Source organism: Maribacter sp. 4U21, from assembly GCF_002742365.1.
Taxonomy (GTDB): domain Bacteria; phylum Bacteroidota; class Bacteroidia; order Flavobacteriales; family Flavobacteriaceae; genus Maribacter.
Window position 1 is genome coordinate 35856 of sequence record NZ_MDGN01000029.1, and the last position, 19019, is coordinate 54874.

Sequence of the window (19019 nt, forward strand, 5' to 3'; positions counted from 1 at the left end):
AAAGAAATAGGATGATTGTTATTAAACCGATGGATCAGGGTCACTGGGATGTTGTTTCAGAAATCTATAAAGAGGGTATAGATACAGGTATCGCCACTTTTGAAACACAAGTACCAACCTATAAGGATTGGGATAAGGCACACCTAAAAAGTTGTAGAATCGTTGCTCTCGACAAGACTACGGTGATAGGATGGGCGGCACTTTCTCCAGTGTCCGGCAGATGTGTTTACGGCGGGGTTGGAGAAGTGAGTGTGTATATCAGCAGGACCTCTCGAGGTACAGGAGTGGGAAAACTACTCATGAAGCATCTCATCTATGAAAGCGAAAAAGAAGGGTTATGGACTTTACAGTCGGGCATTTTTCCAGAGAACAAAGCCAGTATTAAGCTCCATGAAAAGGTTGGATTCCGGTATATAGGCAAACGTGAAAGAGTAGGCAGAACAAGCCAAGGAACCTGGAAAGATAATTTACTTTTTGAGCGTCGAAGTAAACTAGTTGGTATAGATTAGGATTCTTCTTTTCCTTTAGACTGGGTTTCCATTAATTTACGCTCCAACTCTGCCTGAAACTCTTCCATAACAGGTTTCACGGTAATTTCTGGTAAGTCGGCGATTTTAATGTACATTAAGCCATCTACAGAATTGTTGAATAACGGATCAACATTAAAGGCAACGACCTTTGCATTTTGCTTAATATATTTCTTTATCAATACCGGTAAACGCAGACTACCCGGTTCTACCTCGTCTATTAAACGGTCAAATTTATTTAAATCGGCCTGGGTTTCGTCAAAGACAAACTCCTTATCGGCATCATTCAATTTTACCTTAAATTCCTTTTTTGGTCTGATATACTGGGCAACGTAAGGGTCCCAATAATTAGATTTCATGAACTCTATCATAAGTGACTTAGAGAAATTTGAAAATTGGTTGCTTATACTTACCCCTCCGATTAAATATTTATGTTCTGGGTATCTTAGCGTGGTATGCACGATACCTTTCCATAGTAAGAATAACGGCATGGGTTTTTGCTGATATTCCTTTACAATATAAGCTCTACCCATTTCTATGGAATTTTGCATCATACCGTATAACTCCGGTTCTACGCGAAACAAATCCTGCAGGTAAAAGCCATCGATACCATACTCTGGAAAAATTTCCGCCCCCATACCCATTCTATAGGCTCCCACAATACATTTATCATCGCTATCCCAAAGAAATAAATGATGGTAATACGCATCGAATTTGTCTAAATCTATGGCATTATTGGTGCCTTCGCCAATGGCCCTAAAAGTAATTTCTCGTTGCCGACCAATTTCCTTTAAAATAAAGGGCATGTCCTTTTCTTTGGCCAGGAATACCTCATAGTTCTTACTCTGGAGTAGCCTACAATCCTTCTCACGAAGTTTTTCAATTTCGCCCTCCATAACCTCCTTGCGCATGGCACCGGCAATTTTTTTGGGAGGCTTGGGTATTTTCAGTGTCGCCGGTATCTGATCTATGAGTCGTTCTTTCTCATAGGCATTGGAAAGGATATAGGTTTTTTTGCGTAACAGATCAGTATACTCTTCAAGATTTTCCTGTTCTTTTTGGGACTGAACCGAAATAGGTTGCCCAATGCGCACTTTCATAGGTCTATTACGCTGAGAGAATACTTGAGAGGGAATTAAAGCTGTTCTAAAAATAGGACTCCATTTAGAAAGTCGATAAAACAACTTGGTGTTCTTTGCGTGAAAATATATGGGCACTACAGGCACTTCTGCCTTTCTTATCAACTTCAACACCGCCTCTTCCCACGGTTTATCTACCAGTAGCTTCCCTTCTTTATGGGTGGAGACTTCCCCAGCCGGAAAAATCCCGAGGGGATGACCGTTTCTTAAGTGAACCAAAGCCTTCTTAAAGCCTGCTATACTGCTCTTGGCATCTTTATGTTCCTCAAAAGGGTTTACCGGAAGAATATAGGGCGCCAGAGGAACCATCCGTTGTAAGAGAAAGTTGGCCATAATCTTGTAATCCTTACGGTTTGGTAACATTAACCGCATTAAAAGAATACCATCAATAGCGCCTAAAGGATGATTACTAATGGTGATGTACGCTCCCTCTTTTGGCAATCGCTTAAAATCTTCTTCGGGTATCTCGTAGTCAATCTCAAAATGCTTTAGAATGGCCGCTGCATAGTCCTCACAATCTAGATGTGCTATTTTATCGTAAAAAGAATTAATACTTGAGATTCTGGTGATTTTCATCAAGAGCCAGCCGATAAAAGTACCTACATAACCGTATTTAGAAAGGTTGATAGCCTTTGCTATCTCTTTTGCGGTCACTAAACCCATAGAAAGAAAATATTAGCGTGCAGTAAATATAGCAAAATCCCTAGTTGAGCCTGCTATTTTAACTTTTAAAAGATAAAAGACAGCACTACTTAACAACCAGTTGAACCGTTTCTTTTCCGCGTTGTTCCAGCAATATTTCATACCCGTTCTGCAAGGATTCTATGGATTTAGAATCAAAATGTCTAATGGTATACAGCGAAACATCTTCATGATGCACAACCTTAAATTTACTTTTAAGCTGATTCAGCAGCGGCTCAAGACCACCAAATTTATTATCCACACATACAGAAAAACTAATTGCAGAATTTTGGATTAAATCTACTTTCATTTTATGCTCATGAAAAAGTTTGAACAGTGCGCTGATGCTGTCCTCAACAATGAAAGAGAAATCCAATGAGGACAACTTCATTAAGACTTGATTCTTTTTAACGATAAAGCAGGGCACTTTTGGTTCTATCCCCACGCCCTTACCCACCGTGGTACCCTTGTTCTTAGGGTTGATAAAGGACTTTACGTGAAGTGGAATCTCCTTTCTTTGAAGCGGCTGTAGGGTTTTAGGGTGAATTACAGAAGCCCCGTAAAAAGCTAGTTCTATAGCTTCCCGATAAGAAATGTTATTCAGAAGTTGTGTTTCCTTGAAATACCTAGGGTCGGCATTCAAAACCCCCGGTACATCTTTCCAGATTGTAACGGAATCCGCATTAAGGCAATAGGCCAGTATCGCAGCTGTATAATCAGAGCCTTCTCTTCCTAAAGTGGTGGTGAAATTGTTGTCATCACTCCCTAAAAAGCCTTGGGTAATATTCAATATTCCCCTATTTATCTTAGCAATATTCTCCTGGGTCTTTTCCCAAGATACCGTCGTATCCCTGTAGGCGTTATCGGTTTTAATGAAATTCCTAACGTCTAACCATTGATTTTTGATTCCGATTTCCTTTAAATAAGCACTAATAATCGTGGTAGAAATCAACTCCCCGTACCCTACCACCTGATCGTACACAAAATTATAATTAGGTGATTTGTTCCAAGCAAGAAATCCAGTAACCTCATCCACCAAAGTCTTCACATCTTTATACACTTGGTGTTGGGTATTGGGGAATAAATCTTTAAGAATATCTTGGTGATAGACTACAATATCCTGTATAGTACTGGATATTTTGTTTTTATCCTTAAAATAAGCGTTTACCACAGCCTCCATGGCATTAGTGGTTTTACCCATGGCAGAAACGACTAAAATTGTATCTGCATGTCCAACTTCCTCTAATACTTTTACTACATTTTTTATCCCTGCAGCATCCTTTACCGATGCACCACCAAATTTAAAAACCCTCATAAAAAATTCTCTTTTCAATTCCTCACTTCATAGCAAGTTACAGTATTATATATTCTCCAAATATGCTTTAATTCCTTTTTCGTCCAACTGTACCACGTCCCAATTGCGCATAACGTTGGCTCCTTTGCTCTCGTAAAAGTCTATGGCAGGGTCGTTCCAGTCTATTACCTCCCAGCTGATGCGTTTTACACCCAAATCGTTTCCATATTTCACCACTTCATTCAATAAGGCCGTTCCTAGACCGCTACCCCGCATTTTTTCCGTAATAATGAGGTCTTCTAAGTGAATGACCGGTCCTTTCCAAGTAGAATATCTAGGATACACCAATGCCATTCCTACAATAGAATTCCCATGCTCGGCAACAAAACAATGAAACAACGGATTCTCTTTAAAACCATCAGCTATTAAATCATCAACGGTGACCTCAACAGCACTAGCCTCCTTTTCGAACCTAGCCAATTCATGAATTAGTTCAAGAACATGAGTCATGTCTTTTTCTTGTGCATTTCTAATCGTAAACTCCATATTGTTACAAATAAAACACAAAGTTATATATTTAAGAAATGCAAAATGTCCTAAAACGATGTAGTTTCACAAAATACCCGATATTTGTGGTCTAAACCTAGCTTCTTTTTTGATGACAAAAAAAAATCAGACCCTTGGAGAGTTCATTATTGAAAATCAGTCCTCATTTCAATATTCATCTGGAGAGTTGTCTAAACTGATCAACGCCATCCGTTTGGCGGCCAAGGTGGTTAACCACGAGGTGAACAAGGCAGGATTGGTAGATATTCTTGGAGATGCCGGAGATACCAACATCCAAGGCGAAGAACAAAAGAAATTGGATGTATTTGCCAATGAGAAATTTATTTCGACCTTAAAAAACAGGGAAATCGTCTGTGGTATCGCCTCTGAAGAGGAAGATAGTTTTATCAGTATAAATAGTAACGACAATAAACATCAAAATAAATACATTGTTCTGATTGACCCGTTGGATGGTTCTTCTAATGTAGATGTAAATGTTTCCGTTGGAACCATTTTTTCCATATATCGTAGGGTAACTCCAGTAGGCACTCCCGTTACTTTAGAAGATTTCCTGCAACCCGGAAATAAACAAGTTGCCGCAGGATATGTAGTCTACGGAACATCTACCATGTTGGTATATACCACGGGTGATGGTGTTAACGGATTTACACTAAACCCGGCCCTAGGAACATTCTATCTATCACACCCTAACATGCAATTCCCGGAAACTGGCAAAATATATTCCGTTAATGAAGGGAACTATGTGCATTTTCTCCAAGGTGTTAAGGACTACATTAAATATTGCCAACAAGAAGAAGGTGACAGACCCTATACCTCTAGATACATAGGTTCGCTAGTTTCCGACTTTCACAGAAATATGATAAAGGGTGGCATTTACATGTATCCCAAAAGCAGTTTGACCGAAAGTGGAAAACTACGCCTATTGTATGAGTGCAACCCTATAGCGTTTATTGCGGAGCAAGCAAATGGTCTAGCCGTTGGAGGTAAGACGCGTATTATGGACATTGAACCAACAGAACTACACCAGCGTGTTCCTTTTTTCTGTGGAAGTCGAAAGATGGTAGAAAAGTTACAAGAATTTTTAGATAAGTACCATTAATAAAAAAGGGGAGGCATTTGCCTCCCCTTTTTTAATCCATTTTTCCGCAATTGTTATTAGCGCTTTAATAAATAGCTATAATCTTCAAAATCTATCTTACCACTGAATATAGCTACGGATCGCTCTATTACTTTATTAGCGGCTTCCTCGGAGAAACCTAAGCCTATAGCATATCTTTTTAAGAGTATCATTTCTTCGTCGTCTATCATGTGGTCAGCGAAGATGATTCTAAAAAGATCGTATAAACGCTCCAATCTCTTTTCTGAATCTACAGGAGGTTCAATTGGATATTTATTTGAGGGTTTCATGACTTCCTTGTACTCACTATCGGAAATCTGCAACTTACGGGCAAATTTGTCCAATAACGATTGTTCCTCCTCGCTTATTATTCCGTCAGATGCCGCCAAGGTGGCCATAGCGGCAAAATGTGCTACGTTTTTCCTATGTTCGGGGTTTCCGTATAAATCTGTAAATGACATAAATTCTTTATTTATTGGACACAAATATAATTTTTTTAGAGGTCATAGTTTATATACTTCCCAACTTTGTTTTGCGCTCAAATTTGTAATTTCACAGGGCTATGAACAAACCTCTTTTAGAATTTACGGATAAAGGCATCTATTGCAATCCTGCAAAGGTTTACCTAGACCCTTGGAAGCCAGTGAAAAAAGCAATTATTTCACATGGTCATGCAGACCATAGCAGATGGGGACACCAACAATATATAACCCATCGTAGAAATGTACCCATAATCTCCCATAGGCTCGGGGATATAAACGTTACCGGTGTAAACTGGGGAGAACCCTTTGTTATTAATAACGTAAAATTCAGTCTTCACCCAGCGGGCCACATTATTGGATCTTCGCAGATTAGAGTCGAACATAAAGATGAAGTATGGGTGTTCACGGGTGATTATAAAACAGAGGATGATGGCATTTCAACACCTTATGAACCTATAAAATGTGACACCTTTATTACAGAATGTACCTTTGGCCTGCCGGCATTTAAATGGACACCACAAGCTGAAGTATTACAAAATATTAATCAATGGTGGGCAGCGAATAAAGCCGAAGGAAAAACATCCGTTCTTTTTGGTTATAGCCTGGGCAAAGCGCAACGTCTGCTCAAATATTTAGATAAGGATATTGGCAAAATATACACCCATGGCGCTATCGAAAATATGACGCGAGTGCTACGACCATTGGTCAATTTTCCGGATACCCATCTCATTACGAAGGATACCAAAAAAACCGAGCTTTTAGGAAATATCGTTTTGGCACCCCCAAGTGCGCATGGCTCCTCTTGGATTCGTAAAATGGTTCCCTATGTTACCGCATCGGCCAGCGGATGGATGGCCTTTAGAGGCGCCAGAAGAAGACGTGCCATTGACAGGGGTTTTGTTTTGAGCGATCATTGCGATTGGCAAGGATTGCTGGCCAGTATTGAAGCCACCGGAGCAGAAAAAATTATCTGTACGCATGGCTATACCGAAATATTTTCTAGGTATTTAAGAGATCAAGGCTATGATGCCAGAACAGAGGAAACACAATATGGAGAAGAAGAAAACGAAACTATTGTGGCCAAGGAAGAGGTAGAACCATGAAAAGATTTGCAGCGCTCATAAAAACACTGGACAGCACCAATAAGACCACCTTAAAGGTGAATGCCCTGGCGGATTATTTTGAACAGGCCAATGACAGGGATAAAGTCTGGACCATTGCCATACTTTCTCATCGGCGTCCGCCAAGACCTGTAAATACCACCTTATTACGGGAATGGGCTTCCGAATTGGCTAACATACCCCTGTGGCTCTTTGAGGAAAGTTACCATATTGTAGGTGATCTGGCAGAAACAATTGCTTTGGTACTGCCGACTTCTCAACAATCCACCGAAAAAAGTTTAACGCAGTTCTTAGAGGAGATGATTTCCTTAAAAGAGAAATCGGACGAGGATAAAAAAAATTACCTCTACGAGAATTGGAAAGTGTTGAATTATTATGAGCGATTTGTTTTTACCAAGCTCATTACCGGAGGTTTCCGTATTGGGGTAAGTCAAAAACTGATGACCAAGGCACTGTCCAAAGCCACAACAATTGACGAGGATATCCTAGCGTACAAATTGATGGGCAACTGGGACCCCAATAAAATCACCTTTCAAGAATTGGTATTGGAAGAAAACGAAAGCGATTTTCTTTCCAAGCCCTACCCTTTTTATCTGGCCTATGCCATCGAAGGAGCCGTAAATGATTTAGGAAATGTGAGCGAATGGTCGGCAGAGCATAAATGGGACGGTATACGGTCTCAAGTAATTCTTAGAAATAACGAACTATTTGTCTGGAGTCGTGGAGAGGAATTGGTGACGGATAAATATCCAGAATTTCAGGCTTTTGTGGGCACTATACCTAACGGCACCGTAATCGACGGTGAAATACTACCCTACCCTAACGGAGAAATAGGAACTTTTAACGATTTGCAAACTAGAATTGGCCGCAAAACAGTTTCCAAGGCATTACTGAGGAAAGTACCCGTCATTTTAAAAGCGTACGACCTATTGGAATGGGCAGGAAAAGATATTCGTCAGCAGTCCTTCATGGAACGCCGTAAACTCCTAGAGGACCTTTTCAGAACTACATTTGAAATACCAAGCGAGGACGAGAAAAACCTTAAGGGTAAAATTCCGTTATTTTTATCTCAAAGACTACAATTTAATTCATGGTCAGAAGTGGCCAAGGAACGAGAACGGGCTAGGGAAATGCGAAGTGAGGGGTTAATGCTAAAACGAAAAGACTCTCCTTATCTTGTTGGTAGAAAAAAAGGAGATTGGTGGAAATGGAAGGTAGACCCATTATCTATTGATGCCGTGCTTACTTACGCTATGCGTGGTCACGGAAGAAGAAGTAATCTTTTTACCGATTATACCTTCGCCCTATGGCAAGAGAATGAGCAAGGAGAAAAAGAACTCGTAACCTTTGCAAAAGCCTATTCAGGTCTTACGGATGCTGAATTTAAAAAAGTGGACGCTTGGATAAAGAAGAATACCCTAGAACGTTTTGGACCCGTCCGCAGCGTTACACCCCATCACGTGTTTGAAATCGCTTTTGAAGGCATAGCCTTTTCAAAAAGACACAAGAGTGGTGTTGCAACACGATTTCCTAGAATAGTTAGATGGCGACAGGATAAAACCATACACGAAGCAAACAACCTGGAAGATTTAAAGGCGATGATACCCAAGTAGGTAATGAACAGAAGCGATTTGTATAACATAGCCGAGACCTGGTTCCAAGAGCAAAACTGGAAACCCTTTAAGTTCCAAAAAGATGCTTGGAACGCTTTTCTACAGGGAAAAAATGGGCTACTGAACGCCCCTACAGGAAGCGGAAAAACTTATGCCCTTTGGTTTCCGATTGTGTTGAACTACATCAAAAAAAATCCCGACTACAAAACAAAACATAAAAAAGGCTTAAAGGCTATTTGGATTACACCCCTGAGAGCCCTTTCAAATGAAATTCAACAATCTGCCGAACGTATTACCCAAGATTTGGGAACACAGATGACCGTTGGTATCCGCACAGGTGATACCTCCGCCAAAGAACGTACTAGGCAAAAAACGAAAATGCCAGACCTCCTTATCACTACACCAGAGAGTCTACAACTTTTACTATCCTCCAAAGGGTACGAAAAAGTGTTTAAGGATTGTACCGCCATTGTGGTAGACGAATGGCACGAGTTATTGGGCACCAAGCGAGGCGTTCAAATGGAGTTGGGCCTATCCAGGTTAAAGGCCATCTCCAAAAATTTGCGCATATGGGGTATATCGGCAACAATAGGCAATTTAGAACAGGCAAGAGAGGTGCTATTAGGTCCAGAAACAGCGGCACTGAAAAATTCAGTGCTAATCAAAGCCAAACTGAATAAAAAAATTACGGTAAAAAGCATCATCCCAAAAGAGATGGAAACCTTTCCATGGCGTGGTCATTTAGGTCTGCGTTTGTTAGAAGATGTAGTACCAATTATCAATAGTAGCAAAACCACCCTACTTTTTACCAATACGCGCAGTCAATGCGAAATATGGTTTCAGAAAATACTGGAAAAACACCCGGAATATGCGGGCGAAATGGCCATGCACCATGGTAGCGTCAACAAAGAAACCCGGGTTTGGGTAGAACAAGCGATACGTAACGAAAGTCTAAAAGCAGTGGTCTGTACCTCCAGTCTGGACTTAGGGGTCGATTTTGCCCCGGTAGAAACTGTTATTCAAATTGGCGGACCTAAAGGTGTTGCGCGCTTTTTACAACGCGCCGGAAGAAGTGGGCATAGACCTGGAAAAGAAAGTGTAATTCACTTTTTACCCACCCACGCTATGGAACTTATTGAAGCATCTGCCATGCAACAGGCCGTTAAACAGGAAGCCGTTGAGGACAGAATCCCATACCTCAACAGCTACGATGTCCTCTTGCAATACCTTACCACGTTGGCAGTGTCCGATGGTTTTTATCCCGATGAAATTTATAATGAGATTAAACAGACATTCTGCTATCAGTCGCTTTCCCGAACTCAATGGCAATGGTTGTTGAATTTCTTGGTGATGGGCAGTCAAAGCCTGCAGTCGTATGATGAATACAAAAAAGTTGATGTGGAGGCAGATGGAAAATTTAAGGTAACCAATCGTGGTATAGCCATGCGCCATCGTTTTCAGATAGGGACCATTGTCGGTGATGCCAATATCTCGGTACGCTACCAAAAAGGTGGGTACATTGGTTCTATCGAAGAATATTTCATTTCCAAGTTAACCCAGGGAGATGTCTTTACCTTCGCTGGGAGAAACCTGGAATTTATAAGGGTTAAAGGAATGCAGGCCCATGTTCGTAATTCTACCAAACGCACGAATAAGGTACCCAGCTGGATGGGAGGCAGACTAAGTTTCTCCGCTCAAATGTCAGAATTATTGCGACAGGAACTGTACACGGCAACACTGGAAACAAAAGAGCAATCCATAGAAATTCAATCCTTGGCACCCATGTTCGCTAAGCAACGGGAAGAAAGTATAGTTCCTAAGCCCAGTGAATTTTTAATAGAAACATTTAAAACAAGAGATGGGCACCACCATATCTTCTATCCTTTTGAAGGTCGCGGAGTGCACGAGGCCATGAGTAGTTTATTGGCCTATCGGATAAGTCTGCTTTCGCCCATAACCTGTTCCTTAGCGTATAACGACTATGGATTTGAATTACTATCGGACCAACAGATAGACATTCAAGAAGTTCTGGACAATGACCTTTTCACTACGGACTATATGTTAGGAGACCTCCAAAAGAGCCTGAATTCCAACGAAATGGCTCGCCGTAAATTCCGTGATATTGCCGTAATAAGCGGCATGGTATTTACCGGATACCCCAACAAGGGCATAAAAATGAAGCACTTGCAAAGTAGTTCCCAACTCCTTTTTGATGTATTTAAAGATTTTGAGGATGATAATCTATTGTATCAACAAGCCTATACGGAAACCTTTGAACACCAATTGGAAGAAGGTAGGTTACGACTGGCATTGGAACGTATTGCACAACAGGAAACCGTGTGGAAGCAATGCACAAAGGCTACACCGTTCTCATTTCCTATAATCACCGATAGATTGCGAGAAAAATTATCCAGTGAAAAATTGGCGGATAGAATAAAACGTATGACGGCCATTTTGATGAAGTAACAAAAGGCCTTCTGTCCCTCTAAGAGGGAATTGTTATTCTTCCCTCTTGTAATGGTTAGTCCATAAAGCGAAATAAACAGGCTTAATTTATGTTGGGATGTTTTCCTAATTAATCGGTGCAAGTAGTAGTTTTTATCAAAGTAAAACCTCCCTCCTTTTAAGGAGGGATTAAGGGAGGTGTCCAATCTCTTGTACATTTAATTCGTAACAAATAGTATTGATGTTTATTATACTTTTACAAACCCATTAGGCTGTTTTTAGAAAAACTACAGTTAGACAGTATTGGTTAAAAAAAATAAATGACCTATCCCATCCAGATTAATGGACACAACTTTGCAATGCATGCCTCTGGCGTGTTGTTTTGGGAGGAGCAATCCATGTTGTTAATTAGCGATGTGCATTTGGGGAAAGTCTCGCACTTTAGGAAATTCGGGGCGGCGGTACCGCAACAAGCCGTTCAGAAGAATTTTGATGTTCTAAATGAAAGCGTTGCTTTTTTTAAACCAAGGACGATTGTTTTTATGGGCGATTTATTTCATTCTTCGCTCAACAAAGAATGGGCGTTATTTGAGGAATGGAGTGCGAAAATTACAGCTAAGTTGGTATTGGTATCTGGAAATCATGATATTATATCACCTTTGAGATATGAAGATTTGGGGATTGCAGTGGTATCGGAACTAGACCTACAAGGGTTCTTACTTACGCATCACCCGGCAGAACGTGAGGGATGGTTTAATTTTGCAGGGCACATACATCCTGCCATAAAACTTACAGGACTAGGCCGGCAATCCGTAAGACTCCCCTGTTTCTTTAAAACGAAAAATCAAATGATCCTGCCTGCCTTCGGGGAATTTACGGGAACCTTTACGATGCAACCAACAGATGACTGTGAGGCCTACGCCCTTTTGGGCGATTCCGTGTTGAAAGTTCCTATTAAGGAAGTTAAAAAAAGAAGGCGTTCCGCTAGGTAACCATTTGGGTTAATAATAGATACGACCCGTACAGGTCTAATCGTTATTTTTACAGAAACCCATACCGCATGAAAAAATACGCCATTCTTAATCTGGCCTCCGTCATACTTGTGATCGCCGTTAACTATCTCTCCCAGGCATTACGGTTGAACAATACCACCATTGGCGAAATAAGTGCTACCTATGATAATCTGTTTACCCCGGCCTCCTATGCCTTTTCCATCTGGGGCATCATCTTTTTAAGTCTACTCGCCTATGGTATTTTTCAGTTACGCCGAGCTTTTATTAGTGATAAGAAGAGTGTGTTTATTGGACAGACCGGTTACTGGTTCTGTTTTGCCAATGTATTGAACGCGTCTTGGGTAATAGCATTTGTCTACGATTATACTTCCGTGTCCGTTCTTATTATGTTGGGAATTTTATTTTCACTGTTGCAAGTAGTGCTGCGAACCAACATGGAACGATGGGATGCCCCTGTTTCCATTATTGCTTTTGTTTGGTGGCCCATTTGCATCTATAGCGGGTGGATTACCGTCGCAACCATCGCCAATTTTTCCGCCTATTTCAGTAAACTGGGTTGGAACGGGAATCCGCTATCGGAGGTAAGTTGGACCATAATTCTGATTGTAGTAGCGGTAATCCTAAATCTGCTAATGATTGTAAAACGGAACATGCGGGAATTTGCATTGGTAGGCGTTTGGGCGCTACTGGCCATTTATGTGAGGCACCAAGAGACTCAAGAAAATATTGCTCTTAGTGCTTTGATGGGAAGCATCGTGCTTTTTATTGCCATCCTCGTTCATGGATACCAGAATAGAAAAACCAATTTTTTTAAAAAATTAATGGAAAGAACATCCAATACCTAAACCATACTTTTAACATCGTTCACCCAGGAGGGATAGGTAAAAATAGTGGTCCTCAAATCTCTCGCCGTCATCTTCGCATTTATGGCCATGGTAAAAATATTGATGGTTTCGGCTGCTTCGGGACCCAAAAGGTGGGCGCCTACAATTTCGTCGGTTCTTTCGTTCAGTAGAATTTTATAACTGTAAACAGGCGCGTTGATTCTTTTGGCATTGAACCAAGCATTGACAACACCTTGTTTGATTATTATATTTTTAAAGCGCGCTTGGGCCTCTTCTTCCGAATAGCCTACCGATGCGAGGTTGGGGAGCGTAAAAACCACCGAGGGTATCACTGGATACGACAGTTTTTTCTGGTTGCCCTCTAAAATGTTCTTGGCTGCAATATGACCTTCTAGCCCCGATAAGGGGGTAAGGGGCAATCCATTGGCGGAAACATCGCCACAAGCATACACAGCGGTGTTGCTCTTACTCTGCAAAAACGCATTGGTTTCGATACCGGCATCGCTGAATAATACATTGGCCTTCTTCAAATTTAGCTGAGCAATAGCGGGAACCCTACCAGCGGTATTGAATACCATTCGGGATTTAAACGTTTGTTTTTTACCTCCTTTGATATAGGTAATCTTATAATATTTCCTTAGCTTTTGTAACGAAGTAATTTTAGCCTTAAAAATATAGTCGATTCCCAATTTCTTGGAATAGTGGGTGAGCTCTTTCACCAAATCCTTATCAAATGCGCTTAAAGGTCGCTCACCAGAATCGATGACGGTTACTTTGACTCCTGCCCGTGCCGCAATATGGGCAAGTTCCATTCCTACATAGCCCGCCCCCATAAAAGTAATGTGTTTGGGCAGTGCCTTTAAATTTAAAAATTCGTCACTACTTTTTAAATGCTTATGCCCATCAAAGTTAAATTTCCGAGGTTCGTATCCGGTTGCGATAATGTAGTGTTTTGCGGTAATCTTTTTACCTTCGACCAGCACCGTGCGCTCATCCAAAAATTTTGGAGATTGATGGTACAGGGTTATTCCCAAATTTTTTAATTTCTTCTCTGTGCTTTCGGGCACCTTGGTCGTAAATTTCTTTTTAAACTTCTGTAGCTTTTTCCAATTGAATTTGGGGGATTTTAAGATATCCTTCTTTTTAAGATTATGGGCGTTCTCCAAAATTTCGGTCAATGACATCAAGACCTTTTTTGGGTCGCACCCCCTATTGGCACAAGTGCCTCCAAACTCTCTATTATCCACTATAGCGACCTTCTTGCCCGCTTTTGCGCAAGTTTCCGCAACGGTCTGGCCCGCTATACCGCTTCCAATTACAAAAACATCGAATTCCTTTTCTTCCATCTTAACAAGTTGTTTTTATGAAATCTTCATTTACTGTCAATACCGCACTATTGCTACCGTTGATTAGATATCGAGCTCATGACTGGTAGGCAACAAGTTCTACATACCCGAAAAATACTAAACCAGTCCATGTCCTCGCACTGAGCCGCTAGGCACTGGAAGGTAAATCAATATTGATTTGGATGCAAATACCCCGACATTACAAATCTTGATTATCCAGTAAAATGCATTACTCAGGTCTTTTCCTATTTCATTCTTCACTCCCATTTTTGTAACCCGTAACCTGCGTTACAAGTTCCGTTTTATTGGCGCTATTTTATTGCTCATATTCGATAAAAATGAACGCAATACATTGACTCCGGATGTTTATATTTGCAGTTCACAAAATGTAACGGTTGACGCACTCCTCTATTCAACAACTGTTTTCACAGTCTTCCACCGCCGGAAAACTGAGGGATGCTATTGCCAATTCCGTTTCGTCACCAAGTTCCATTCATTTAAAAGGCCTTACGGGTTCATCGCTCTCCTTTGTTTTGGCCGATGCTTTTTTGCAAAGCGATGCGCCCTTCCTTTTGGTTTTCAACGATAAAGAAGAAGCGGCGTATTTTCTCAATGATCTGGAAAAACTTATCGGTGAGAAAGATGTACTTTTTTATCCAGGAAGTTACCGCAGACCTTATCAGATAGAGGAAACGGATAACGCCAACGTACTTTTAAGGGCAGAGGTCTTGAACCGTATCAATTCCAGAAAGAAACCATCAGTAATCGTTACCTATCCAGATGCACTTTTTGAAAAAGTGGTCACCAGAAAGGAACTGGATAAGAACACTTTAAAGATAAAACTAGCGGATACACTTTCTTTGGATTTCTTGAACGAAGTCCTTTTTGAGTATAAATTCAAGCGGGTGGATTTTGTGACGGAGCCTGGTGAATTTTCCGTGCGTGGTGGTATTGTAGATGTATTTTCCTTTTCCCACGACGAGCCCTATCGTATAGAGTTTTTTGGTGATGAAGTGGACAGCATTAGAACTTTTGATGTAGAGACCCAACTTTCTACGGAAAAAGTGACCAAAATCACCATTATACCCAACGTAGCCAATAAATTTTTAGAAGAGCGAAGAGAGAGTTTTTTAAATTACATATCCTCTAAAACTATTGTTTTTTCCAAGAATACCGACCTTCTTTTTGGTCGCTTGGATGATTTCTTTGAAAAGGCCATAGCAGCTTTTAAAGAGCTCTCGAAAGACATAAAACATGCCGAACCGGAAGAACTTTTCTTGAATGCGACGGAATTTAAAGCGCAGTTAGCAAATTTCATGTTGATTACATCCGGTGGGGCGGTGCTCCCTGCTACGCAAGAGAACATCGTTTCCCATACCAAACCCCAGCCCTCGTTCAATAAGAAATTTAATTTGCTGATTGAAAACCTGAACGATAATCATTCCAAAGGTTTTACCAATTATATTTTCTGTGCGTCAGAACAGCAGGCCAAGCGGTTTCATGACATTTTCGAAGAGGTCGGTAGAATCGTATACTACAAGACTATCGTTTTTCCGCTACATCAGGGCTTCATATCCGATGATTTAAAGATTGTCTGCTACACGGACCATCAAATCTTTGAACGCTATCATAAGTTTCACCTTAAAAATGGCTACGCCAAAAAGCAGGCCATCACCCTCAAAGAACTCAATAAATTAGAAATTGGAGACTATGTAACCCATATTGACCATGGTATTGGCAAATTCGGCGGATTACAAAAAATAGATGTCGAAGGGAAAAAGCAGGAAGCCATAAAACTGGCCTATGGAGAACGAGATATTCTTTACGTTAGTATTCATTCCCTTCATAAAATATCCAAGTTCAATGGGAAGGACGGCGCCCCACCAAAAATATACAAACTTGGTTCCGGAGCTTGGAAAAAGGTAAAGGACAAGACAAAATCCCGTGTCAAGAAAATTGCCTTCAACCTGATAAAACTCTATGCGAAAAGACGTTTGGAAAAAGGATTTCAATACGACCCGGACAGTTATCTTCAAAACGAACTTGAGGCCTCCTTTATCTACGAGGATACGCCCGACCAAAGTACGGCGACCGCAGACATAAAGAAAGACATGGAAAGCGAACGCCCCATGGACCGTCTCATCTGTGGAGATGTAGGTTTTGGCAAAACTGAAGTCGCGATACGAGCGGCATTTAAGGCCGTGGATAATGGGAAACAAGTTGCTGTCTTAGTGCCGACTACCATATTAGCCTTTCAGCATAGCCGTACGTTTAGTGAGCGTTTAAAGGAAATGCCCGTTACGGTAGATTATCTTAATCGGTTCAGAACGGCCAAAGAACGCAGGGAAACCTTGGAAAAACTGGAAGCGGGCAAGGTAGATATTATCATTGGCACACATCAATTGGTGAACAAGAACGTAAAGTTCAAGGATTTAGGTTTGTTAATTGTAGATGAAGAACAAAAATTCGGTGTGGCGGTCAAGGATAAATTAAAATCGATCAAGGAAAATGTAGACGTACTTACCTTAACGGCTACACCTATCCCAAGAACCCTTCAGTTCAGTTTAATGGCGGCTCGGGATTTGTCCGTAATCACTACCCCTCCACCCAATCGCTACCCCATTGAAAGTGCGGTAATCCGTTTTAACGAGGAAACCATACGCGATGCCATTACCTATGAAATACAACGTGGCGGGCAGGTATTCTTTATCCATAACCGTATTGAAAACATAAAGGAAGTTGCGGGTATGATACAACGTTTGGTGCCAGATGCCAAAGTGGGTATTGGCCACGGCCAAATGGAAGGCAAAAAACTAGAACAATTGATGTTAAGTTTTATCAATGGTGCTTTTGATGTTCTGGTTTCTACGACGATTGTGGAAAGTGGGCTAGACGTTACCAACGCCAATACCATATTCATAAACAACGCCAATAATTTTGGCCTCAGCGATCTTCACCAAATGCGTGGACGTGTAGGTCGCAGCAATAAAAAGGCATTCTGTTATTTCATTACCCCACCATACGAATCCATGACCAGTGATGCCCGCAAACGTATTGAGGCCCTGGAACAGTTTACCGAACTGGGAAGCGGGTTTAACATCGCCATGAAAGATTTAGAAATCCGTGGTGCCGGGGATTTATTGGGTGGCGAACAAAGCGGGTTTATTAACGAAATTGGTTTTGAAACCTATCAGAAAATCTTGGCCGAAGCTATAGACGAACTTAAGGAGAATGAGTTTAAAGACCTTTATGAAGAGGTAGAAGGTAAAACGAACAAAGTCTTTATTAAAGAAACCCAGATAGATGCCGATTTTGAACTCTTATTCCCGGACGATTACATTAACAATATTACCGAGCGGCTAAACCTATATACCGAACTGAACCAGATTAAGGATGAAGACTCCTTAAAGAAGTTTGAAGCACAATTGGTAGACCGGTTCGGGGAATTACCCCCACAGGCAGAAGACTTATTGAATTCGGTTCGTATCAAATGGATCGCCAATAGCATGGGTATTGAAAAAATAGTAATGAAGCAGGGCAAATTAATCGGATACTTCATTGCGGACCAGCAATCGGATTTCTACCAAACTGCCACCTTTACCAGGGTATTACAATATGTTCAAAGTCACGCACATCTTTGTAAGATAAAAGAGAAAAAAACACGTAACGGATTGCGCTTGTTGTTGGTCTTTGACGGTATCAGAAGTATAGACCGGGCCTTTTTAGCGTTAGAGCCTTTTAAGATTGATAAAAATAAAACGTAAGAATTCAGAGCGCTTCATCTTAAATTAATAATCTACAAAACTCCTTTAGTCTCCTTTATTAAGTAATGCCGTGCTAATGTCGGGTCAAATTTTGGGAAGTTCTTAGGTTTGGTTTTATCTTGATTGTAACATTGCTGAACACTTAAAATCTAAACAGATGAAACAACCAGCATTAGGTTCTAAAATTGTTGAGCTACGCAAGCAAAAGGGACTCACCCAAGAAGAATTGGTAGAACGCTGTAATATTAACGTACGCACCCTGCAGCGCATAGAAAATGGGGAAGTATCCCCTAGGAGCTATACAATCAAAACCATACTGTCCGCGTTGGACCATGATTATGAGGAGCTCTATTCCTCTACGGAGGAAACTACCGGTACCGATATCGTCGTTAACTCGGAGGGCGAAGCTAAATCTATCGGCACCTTGCTGATCGTAGCCAGTATTTTTGGTATCCTTTACCTCCTTATTGGTCCGTTCGAAGGTTTTGCCGATTACTATCGTTTTGGTGATGGCGAGCTCGTTTTTGGATTGGCCGGTCATATTATTATCAAAATCATTTCTTATATAGGCTATGCCGTTCTTATTTATGGCTTCCTTATCGTAGGAAAACTCTTGAGAAATTATTTGATGAAAATAGCTGCGGTGCTACTTATTGTGGTCCTTTTCCTGTTTTATGCTTATGATATTACATCTCTCTTTTTTGAAAGCACTTTTCCTATTGAAGGAATCCTTATAGCGGAATCCATCATATTAGGGACCTTGGGAGTGCTTTTCGGTATTTCAATCCTTAAATCCGCCAAGAAATTAGGCACATTAGGTTATGTAGCCGGAGGCTTAGAAATAATTACCGCGGTCTGTTTCCTTTTGGTAGTCCTATCCTTATTAGGATTGGTATTACAATTCCCTACCGTTATTGTAGAAGTCATCGTACTTCTTAAAATTAGGCAAGCTATAAAGGTGCACAGTGTTTGAGGCAGCACGTCCTTTTTACACGGTCAGCGATCTTGAAGAATATCGATTTAACAATATTCCCTATCTTCAAGGCCGTTAATTAAAAATACCGA

The 19019-nt window shown here is 40.9% G+C and carries 14 protein-coding genes; 9 read left to right on the forward strand and 5 right to left on the reverse strand.

The window, feature by feature from the left end:
- Positions 1-11 precede the first annotated feature (11 nt).
- Positions 12-509: a GNAT family N-acetyltransferase gene (locus BFP77_RS05085; protein WP_099572970.1), complete on the forward strand. Its 498-nt coding sequence runs from the start codon at positions 12-14 to the stop codon at positions 507-509.
- Here the strand turns inward: BFP77_RS05085 and BFP77_RS05090 are convergent.
- The 3 genes from BFP77_RS05090 to BFP77_RS05100 all read right to left on the reverse strand — a co-directional run bounded on the left by BFP77_RS05090 (position 506) and on the right by BFP77_RS05100 (position 4187).
- The gene (locus BFP77_RS05090; RefSeq protein WP_099572971.1) at positions 506-2329 is read right to left on the reverse strand and encodes a GNAT family N-acyltransferase; all 1824 of its coding nucleotides are present in this window, start codon (positions 2327-2329) and stop codon (positions 506-508) included. The two genes, BFP77_RS05085 and BFP77_RS05090, sit on opposite strands and share 4 nt — an antisense overlap.
- An 85-nt stretch (positions 2330-2414) precedes the next feature.
- Complete coding sequence (locus BFP77_RS05095) at positions 2415-3662, reverse strand: aspartate kinase (protein WP_099572972.1); 1248 nt, start codon at positions 3660-3662, stop codon at positions 2415-2417.
- Positions 3663-3707: 45 nt separating this feature from the next.
- A complete protein-coding gene (locus BFP77_RS05100) occupies positions 3708-4187 on the reverse strand; it encodes a GNAT family N-acetyltransferase (protein ID WP_099572973.1) in 480 nt (159 codons plus the stop codon).
- Between the two features lie 112 nt (positions 4188-4299).
- Here BFP77_RS05100 and fbp point away from each other — a divergent pair, with 112 nt between their 5' ends.
- Entirely contained in the window at positions 4300-5307 is a 1008-nt protein-coding gene (fbp, locus tag BFP77_RS05105; RefSeq protein WP_099572974.1) for a class 1 fructose-bisphosphatase, read from the forward strand.
- Between the two features lie 56 nt (positions 5308-5363).
- Here fbp and BFP77_RS05110 read toward each other — a convergent pair whose 3' ends face one another.
- Entirely contained in the window at positions 5364-5786 is a 423-nt protein-coding gene (locus tag BFP77_RS05110) for a TerB family tellurite resistance protein (RefSeq protein ID WP_099572975.1), read from the reverse strand.
- Positions 5787-5887: 101 nt separating this feature from the next.
- On the opposite strand from BFP77_RS05110, the gene BFP77_RS05115 reads away from it, so the two are divergent.
- The 5 genes from BFP77_RS05115 (at position 5888) to BFP77_RS05135 (ending at position 12844) form a co-directional block, all read left to right on the forward strand.
- Positions 5888-6910: a ligase-associated DNA damage response exonuclease gene (locus BFP77_RS05115; RefSeq protein ID WP_099572976.1), complete on the forward strand. Its 1023-nt coding sequence runs from the start codon at positions 5888-5890 to the stop codon at positions 6908-6910.
- Positions 6907-8541: an ATP-dependent DNA ligase gene (locus BFP77_RS05120; RefSeq protein ID WP_099572977.1), complete on the forward strand. Its 1635-nt coding sequence runs from the start codon at positions 6907-6909 to the stop codon at positions 8539-8541. Before BFP77_RS05115 ends, BFP77_RS05120 begins: the two co-directional genes overlap by 4 nt.
- A gap of 3 nt (positions 8542-8544) precedes the next feature.
- Positions 8545-11007, forward strand: coding sequence for a ligase-associated DNA damage response DEXH box helicase (locus BFP77_RS05125; protein WP_099572978.1), 2463 nt, complete (start codon positions 8545-8547; stop codon positions 11005-11007).
- Positions 11008-11306: 299 nt separating this feature from the next.
- Complete coding sequence (gene pdeM / locus BFP77_RS05130) at positions 11307-11978, forward strand: ligase-associated DNA damage response endonuclease PdeM (RefSeq protein WP_099572979.1); 672 nt, start codon at positions 11307-11309, stop codon at positions 11976-11978.
- A 68-nt stretch (positions 11979-12046) separates the two neighbouring features.
- A complete protein-coding gene (locus tag BFP77_RS05135) occupies positions 12047-12844 on the forward strand; it encodes a hypothetical protein (protein WP_099572980.1) in 798 nt (265 codons plus the stop codon).
- On the opposite strand, the gene BFP77_RS05140 is transcribed toward BFP77_RS05135, so the two are convergent.
- Positions 12841-14190 (reverse strand): dihydrolipoyl dehydrogenase family protein, encoded by a 1350-nt coding sequence (locus BFP77_RS05140; protein ID WP_099572981.1) that lies wholly within the window; start codon positions 14188-14190, stop codon positions 12841-12843. The genes BFP77_RS05135 and BFP77_RS05140 overlap by 4 nt on opposite strands.
- A 395-nt stretch (positions 14191-14585) precedes the next feature.
- Here BFP77_RS05140 and mfd point away from each other — a divergent pair, with 395 nt between their 5' ends.
- Positions 14586-17954 (forward strand): transcription-repair coupling factor, encoded by a 3369-nt coding sequence (gene mfd / locus BFP77_RS05145; RefSeq protein WP_099572982.1) that lies wholly within the window; start codon positions 14586-14588, stop codon positions 17952-17954.
- Between the two features lie 157 nt (positions 17955-18111).
- Complete coding sequence (locus tag BFP77_RS05150; protein WP_099572983.1) at positions 18112-18927, forward strand: helix-turn-helix domain-containing protein; 816 nt, start codon at positions 18112-18114, stop codon at positions 18925-18927.
- Positions 18928-19019: the final 92 nt, after the last annotated feature.